Annotated in this window: 1 protein-coding gene; it reads right to left on the bottom strand. The window is 75.3% G+C overall.

Translation table 11 applies throughout. The features are described from left to right. Window positions 1-1,931: condensation domain-containing protein (locus tag H5J29_RS30860; protein WP_246394515.1), on the bottom strand; the 1,931-nt coding region annotated here is incomplete at both ends.

Here is a 1,931-nt window from a genome sequence, read left to right as displayed (position 1 = left end):
CGGCGCCCGCCTTGAACACCGCGAGCAGCGCGACCACCATCTCCACGTCGCGCCCGAGCAGGACCGCCACCGGGCTCTCCGGGCCGACCCCGCGGTCGAGCTCGGCGTAGGTCAGCGAACGGTCGCGGCAGACGACCGCCTCGGCGTCCGGCCTGCTCCGCACCCAGGAGCCGAACTCCTCCAGGCAGGAGCCGCGCGGCCGGGCGGGCACGTGCGTGGTGCCCAGCTCCAGCACCGCGGCGTCCTCGGACTCCGCGCGCAGCCGGAGGCGCCCGACGGGCCGGTCCGGGTCGGCGACGATCCCGTCCAGCGCCCGGACCAGCCGCTCCCCGATGTCGCGCACCTCGTCCTCACCGAGCGCCGCGGGCTGGTACCCCAGCCCGATCACGATCTCCTCGTGCGGCAGGACGACCACGGTGAGCGGGTAGTGCGTGGCGTCGACGATGTCGACGCCCGCGAGCTCGAGGCCGTCGGCCGCGGAGACCCGCCGCCGGTCCGAGAGCGGGAAGTTCTCCATCACCAGCAGCGTGTCGAACAGCTCGCCCGCGCCGACCGCCCGCACGATCTCGGGCAGCCCCACGTGGTGGTGCTCGGTCATCGCGGCGCCCTGGGCGTGGACCCGCTCGAGCAGCTCGCCCACGGTGGTGCCGGGCCGGGCGGCCACGCGCACGACGATCGTGTTGCCCAGCTGCCCCACCATCGTCTCGACGCCCTCGACCTCGGGCGGACGCCCGGAGACCGGACAGCCGAACAGCACGTCCCGGCGCCCGGTGAGGTGGCCGAGCACGATGCCCCACGCGGTCTGCAGGAGCGTGGTCAGGGTGATCCCGCGGTCGCGGGCGAACGCGCGGAGCCGGGCGGTGCGCTCGGCCCCCACCTCCACCGTCAGCCGGTGCGGACGCTCGACGAGCGCGGAGCCCGCGGGAACCAGGCGGGTCCCCTCGTCGACCCCGCCGAGCACCTCCAGCCAGGCGCGCAGCGCCTCGTCGCGGTCGCGCCCCGCGAGCAGGCGGTGGTAGTCGGCGAGGTCGGGGCCCGGGGGGACCGGGGTGCCACCCTCCTGCTCGGCGTAGATCCCCAGCAGGGCACGGCCGACGATCGGCATCGACCATCCGTCGAGCAACGCGTGGTGGTTGACGAGGACCAGCCGGTGCTCGTCGGCGGCGAGCCGGACGAGCAGGAACCGGATCAGCGGCGGCGTGGCCGGGTCGAAGGGCCTGCCCATCCGCTCGTCCGCGACCCGGGTGAACGCCTCCTCCCGCGCGGCGGGCTCCAGCCCCGACAGGTCGACGACCTCCCAGTCCAGCTCGGCGTCCTCGGGGATCACCGCGACGGCGTCGCCGTCGGTGGTGACGGTCAGGAACGTGCGCAGTGCCGGGTACCGGACCAGCAGCTCGGCCGCGGCCGCCCGCATCCGCTCCGCCGAGACCGGGCCGACCAGCCGGATCCGGGCCTGGACGACGTAGACGTCGGTGTCCTGCTCCTGGCGCGCGAGGGTGTGGAACGCCAGCCCGACCTGCAACGCCGTCGCGGGCAGCACGTCGGTGATCCGGTGGTCGCGCTCGATGACGTCGATCGTGGCCTGGTCGATTCGCACCAGCGGCAGGTCGGACGGGGTGAGCCCGGCCCCGCCCGGCTCCGCGTCGAGCCGCTCGGCGTGCGCGTGCAGCGCCGCGCACGCCCGCTCCCAGCATCCGGCCAGCTCGGCGAGGTCGGTCTCGTCGAGGATCTCGCCCGCCGCCGTCCAGTCGACCGCCAGCCGCGGCGCACCGTCGTTCTCGTGCACGAAGCAGTTGAGCGCGAGTACCTGCTCGAGGGCCTTGCCCTCGGGCTCGACGACCGCGAACGCGTCCCGCTCGGGCAGCGACCAGCCGGGCCCGACGTCCCCGGCGAACCGGCCGAGGTAGTTCAGCACGACCTCCGGCGGGCCC

Origin of the sequence: Pseudonocardia pini (assembly GCF_013870575.1) — a bacterium.
Lineage (GTDB): Bacteria > Actinomycetota > Actinomycetes > Mycobacteriales > Pseudonocardiaceae > Pseudonocardia > Pseudonocardia pini.
The sequence above is the reverse complement of the archived record's forward strand: the minus strand, read 5'-3'. Positions and strand labels throughout refer to the sequence as shown.